The organism is Micromonospora sp. KC606, from assembly GCF_004348675.1.
Taxonomy (GTDB): domain Bacteria; phylum Actinomycetota; class Actinomycetes; order Mycobacteriales; family Micromonosporaceae; genus Micromonospora.
This window is the reverse complement of sequence record NZ_SMKN01000300.1, coordinates 1-5,416: the sequence shown is the minus strand read 5'-3', so window position 1 is coordinate 5,416 and position 5,416 is coordinate 1. Positions and strand designations below refer to the sequence as shown.

Sequence of the window (5,416 nt, the reverse complement as noted above, 5' to 3'; positions counted from 1 at the left end):
GCTGGGGGTTCCACGGTGTGGGGCTTTCTGGTGGTGTGTGGTTGTTCTTTGAGAACTCAACAGGGTGCTTGATAAGCCAGTGCCAAATTGTTTGATACCCCGTGCTGGCTGGGTCTGCCTTTTGGGTGGGTCTGGTTGGTGGGGATTCCTTTGGCAACACTTTGTTGTCAGGTTTGACTGTTCGACAGGTTTTTGTTGGAGAGTTTGATCCTGGCTCAGGACGAACGCTGGCGGCGTGCTTAACACATGCAAGTCGAGCGGAAAGGCCCTTCGGGGTACTCGAGCGGCGAACGGGTGAGTAACACGTGAGCAACCTGCCCTAGGCTTTGGGATAACCCTCGGAAACGGGGGCTAATACCGGATATGACCTGGCCTCGCATGAGGTTTGGTGGAAAGTTTTTCGGCCTGGGATGGGCTCGCGGCCTATCAGCTTGTTGGTGGGGTGATGGCCTACCAAGGCGACGACGGGTAGCCGGCCTGAGAGGGCGACCGGCCACACTGGGACTGAGACACGGCCCAGACTCCTACGGGAGGCAGCAGTGGGGAATATTGCACAATGGGCGGAAGCCTGATGCAGCGACGCCGCGTGAGGGATGACGGCCTTCGGGTTGTAAACCTCTTTCAGCAGGGACGAAGCGCAAGTGACGGTACCTGCAGAAGAAGCGCCGGCCAACTACGTGCCAGCAGCCGCGGTAAGACGTAGGGCGCGAGCGTTGTCCGGATTTATTGGGCGTAAAGAGCTCGTAGGCGGCTTGTCGCGTCGACTGTGAAAACCCGCGGCTCAACCGCGGGCCTGCAGTCGATACGGGCAGGCTAGAGTTCGGTAGGGGAGACTGGAATTCCTGGTGTAGCGGTGAAATGCGCAGATATCAGGAGGAACACCGGTGGCGAAGGCGGGTCTCTGGGCCGATACTGACGCTGAGGAGCGAAAGCGTGGGGAGCGAACAGGATTAGATACCCTGGTAGTCCACGCTGTAAACGTTGGGCGCTAGGTGTGGGGGGCCTCTCCGGTTCTCTGTGCCGCAGCTAACGCATTAAGCGCCCCGCCTGGGGAGTACGGCCGCAAGGCTAAAACTCAAAGGAATTGACGGGGGCCCGCACAAGCGGCGGAGCATGCGGATTAATTCGATGCAACGCGAAGAACCTTACCTGGGTTTGACATGGCCGCAAAACTCGCAGAGATGTGAGGTCCTTCGGGGGCGGTCACAGGTGGTGCATGGCTGTCGTCAGCTCGTGTCGTGAGATGTTGGGTTAAGTCCCGCAACGAGCGCAACCCTCGTTCGATGTTGCCAGCGCGTTATGGCGGGGACTCATCGAAGACTGCCGGGGTCAACTCGGAGGAAGGTGGGGATGACGTCAAGTCATCATGCCCCTTATGTCCAGGGCTTCACGCATGCTACAATGGCCGGTACAATGGGCTGCGATACCGTGAGGTGGAGCGAATCCCAAAAAGCCGGTCTCAGTTCGGATCGGGGTCTGCAACTCGACCCCGTGAAGTCGGAGTCGCTAGTAATCGCAGATCAGCAACGCTGCGGTGAATACGTTCCCGGGCCTTGTACACACCGCCCGTCACGTCACGAAAGTCGGCAACACCCGAAGCCGGTGGCCCAACCCCTTGTGGGAGGGAGCCGTCGAAGGTGGGGCTGGCGATTGGGACGAAGTCGTAACAAGGTAGCCGTACCGGAAGGTGCGGCTGGATCACCTCCTTTCTAAGGAGCACCATCCAGCGAAGGCTGGTATGGAGCCCGCGCTGCCCGGATGTGGTGGTGGGGTGCTCGATGGCGGAGACACTGGTTAGTCAGGTGCCGGCAACGGCTGGGTTCGTCTAGTACAGCTGCCTTTGAGGTGGTGGGAACGGTGGTCTTGGTGCGGCTGGTGGTTGGCGTTGAGCATCCTGTTGGGTCCTGAGGGAACAATCCGTGTGGTTGTTTCTTTCGGTGCCGTGGTGAGCGTGAGTGCTTGCTGGGCTGCCAGGCATGGCCTGGTCTCGCAAACCGGATTTCTGTCCTTGGGTGGGTGGGGGTTCAGGTGTGGGGCGGTTCTGGTTGTGGGTTGGTTGTTTGTTGAGAATTGCACAGTGGACGCGAGCATCTTTGTGGTCAAGTTGTCAAGGGCGAACGGTGGATGCCTTGGCACCAGGAGCCGATGAAGGACGTGGGAGGCCGCGATAGGCCTGGGGGAGCTGTCAACCAAGCTGTGATCCCAGGGTGTCCGAATGGGGAAACCTGGCACCAGTCATGTGGTGTCACCCGCACCTGAACACATAGGGTGTGTGGGGGGAACGCGGGGAAGTGAAACATCTCAGTACCCGTAGGAAGAGAAAACAAATTAGTGATTCCGTGAGTAGTGGCGAGCGAAAGCGGATTGAGGCTAAACCGGTTGCGTGTGATACCTGTCAGGGGTTGCGTAGTCGGGGTTGTGGGACCCTGCTGAACATGCTGACACGTGTTCGAGGAGTGATAAAGTCAGTGGCTAGCCGAACAGTCTGGAATGGCTGACCGTAGGCGGTGAGAGTCCGGTAGGTGAAAGTTGCTGATCTTCTGTGGGTGTTCCCGAGTAGCGGCGGACTCCTGAAATCTGCCGTGAATCTGCCAGGACCACCTGGTAAGCCTAAATACTTCCTGGTGACCGATAGCGGACGAGTACCGTGAGGGAATGGTGAAAAGTACCCCGGGAGGGGAGTGAAATAGTACCTGAAACCGTTCGCCTACAATCCGTCGGAGCCTTTCGGGGTGACGGCGTGCCTTTTGAAGAATGAGCCTGCGAGTTAGTGGCATGTGGCGAGGTTAACCCGTGTGGGGGAGCCGTAGCGAAAGCGAGTCTGAATAGGGCGTTTGAGTCGCATGCTCTAGACCCGAAGCGGAGTGATCTAGCCATGGGCAGGCTGAAGCGCGGGTAAGACCGTGTGGAGGGCCGAACCCACCAACGTTGAAAAGTTGGGGGATGACCTGTGGTTAGGGGTGAAAGGCCAATCAAACTCCGTGATAGCTGGTTCTCCCCGAAATGCATTTAGGTGCAGCGTCGCGTGTTTCTTGCCGGAGGTAGAGCACTGGATGGTCTAGGGGGCCCACAAGCTTACCGAAATCAGCCAAACTCCGAATGCCGGTAAGTGAGAGCGCGGCAGTGAGACTGCGGGGGATAAGCTTCGTAGTCGAGAGGGAAACAGCCCAGATCACCAGCTAAGGCCCCTAAGCGTGTGCTAAGTGGAAAAGGATGTGGGGTCGCATAGACAACCAGGAGGTTGGCTTAGAAGCAGCCACCCTTTAAAGAGTGCGTAATAGCTCACTGGTCAAGTGGTTCCGCGCCGACAATGTAGCGGGGCTCAAGCACACCGCCGAAGCTGTGGCATTCACATGATGACTTCGCCAGGGACCTTCGGGTTGTTGGTGCAGGTGTGTGGATGGGTAGGGGAGCGTCGTGCCGGGGGTGAAGCAGCCGAGTGATCGAGTTGTGGACGCGGCACGAGTGAGAATGCAGGCATGAGTAGCGAAAGAAGGGTGAGAAACCCTTCCGCCGGATGACCAAGGGTTCCAGGGCCAGGCTAATCCGCCCTGGGTGAGTCGGGACCTAAGGCGAGGCCGAGAGGCGTAGTCGATGGACAACGGGTTGATATTCCCGTACCCGCGAAAGAGCGTCCCTGATGAACCTCGTTGTGCTAACCACCCGATCCTGGGGCGGTCTTCGGACCTAACTGGGGGAGCGTGGGAACCTGGCGGGTAGTAGTCAAGCGATGGGGTGACGCAGGAAGGTAGCTGATCCCGGCCGGTGGTTGTGCCGGGGTAAGCGTGTAGGCCGTGTTGTAGGCAAATCCGCAACACATGAAGGCTGAGACGTGATGCCGAGCCGATTCAGGTGAAGTCAGTGATCCTATGCTGCCGAGAAAAGCCTCTAGCGAGTTCTGAGCGGCCCGTACCCCAAACCGACACAGGTGGTCAGGTAGAGAATACCGAGGCGATCGGGCGAACTGTGGTTAAGGAACTCGGCAAATTGCCCCCGTAACTTAGGGAGAAGGGGGGCCGGAGACGTGAAGCCCCGCGCGGGTGGAGCGTTGTATGGCCGCAGAGAGCAGGGGGAAGCGACTGTTTACTAAAAACACAGGTCCATGCGAAGAAGTAATTCGATGTATATGGACTGACGCCTGCCCGGTGCTGGAACGTTAAGGGGACCTGTTAGCTCTTTCGGGGGCGAAGCGGAGAACTTAAGCGCCAGTAAACGGCGGTGGTAACTATAACCATCCTAAGGTAGCGAAATTCCTTGTCGGGTAAGTTCCGACCTGCACGAATGGCGTAACGACTTCCCCACTGTCTCAACCACAGGCCCGGCGAAATTGCAGTACGAGTAAAGATGCTCGTTACGCGCGGCAGGACGGAAAGACCCCGGGACCTTTACTATAGCTTGACATTGGTATCTGAATGGGCTTGTGTAGGATAGGTGGGAGCCGGTGAAGTCCATACGCCAGTATGGGTGGAGGCAATCTTGAAATACCACTCTGGTTGATTTGGGTATCTAACTTCGGACCGTTATCCGGTTCAGGGACAGTGTCTGGTGGGTAGTTTAACTGGGGCGGTTGCCTCCTAAAGGGTAACGGAGGCGCCCAAAGGTTCCCTCAGCCTGGTTGGCAATCAGGTGTTGAGTGCAAGTACACAAGGGAGCTTGACTGTGAGACTGACAGGTCGAGCAGGGACGAAAGTCGGGACTAGTGATCCGGCACTTGCGTGTGGAAGCGGTGTCGCTCAACGGATAAAAGGTACCCCGGGGATAACAGGCTGATCTTCCCCAAGAGTCCATATCGACGGGATGGTTTGGCACCTCGATGTCGGCTCGTCGCATCCTGGGGCTGTAGCAGGTCCCAAGGGTTGGGCTGTTCGCCCATTAAAGCGGTACGCGAGCTGGGTTTAGAACGTCGTGAGACAGTTCGGTCCCTATCCGCCGTGCGCGTAGGATACTTGAGAAGGGCTGTCCCTAGTACGAGAGGACCGGGACGGACGAACCTCTGGTGTGCCAGTTGTCCCGCCAGGGGCACGGCTGGTTAGCTACGTTCGGAAGGGATAACCGCTGAAAGCATCTAAGCGGGAAGCCTGCTTCAAGATGAGGTATCCCACCCCACTTTGTGGGGGTAAGGCCCCCAGCTAGACGACTGGGTTGATAGGCCGGAAATGTAAGCCCGGTAACGGGTTCAGTTGACCGGTACTAATAGGCCGAGGACTTGACCACGAAGAAGCTACGCGTCCACTGTGCAACTCTTGACAAACAAACAACATTCTTGAGGTTTGTTGTTTGATATGTTGATAGAGTTACGGCGGTCATGGCGGAGGGGAAACGCCCGGTCACATTCCGAACCCGGAAGCTAAGCCCTCCAGCGCCGATGGTACTGCACTCGGGAGGGTGTGGGAGAGTAGGACACCGCCGGACAATC

General features: G+C 57.8%; 3 rRNA genes. All 3 read left to right on the top strand.

From position 1 onward, the window contains the following. The first annotated feature begins 192 nt into the window (after positions 1-192). Positions 193-1,709 (top strand): 16S ribosomal RNA (locus tag E1193_RS29705). A 388-nt stretch (positions 1,710-2,097) separates the two neighbouring features. Beyond that, a 23S ribosomal RNA gene (locus E1193_RS29700) occupies positions 2,098-5,214 on the top strand. An 81-nt stretch (positions 5,215-5,295) separates the two neighbouring features. After that, a 5S ribosomal RNA gene (rrf, locus tag E1193_RS29695) occupies positions 5,296-5,412 on the top strand. The 16S, 23S and 5S rRNA genes sit together here, the layout of an rRNA operon. Positions 5,413-5,416: the final 4 nt, after the last annotated feature.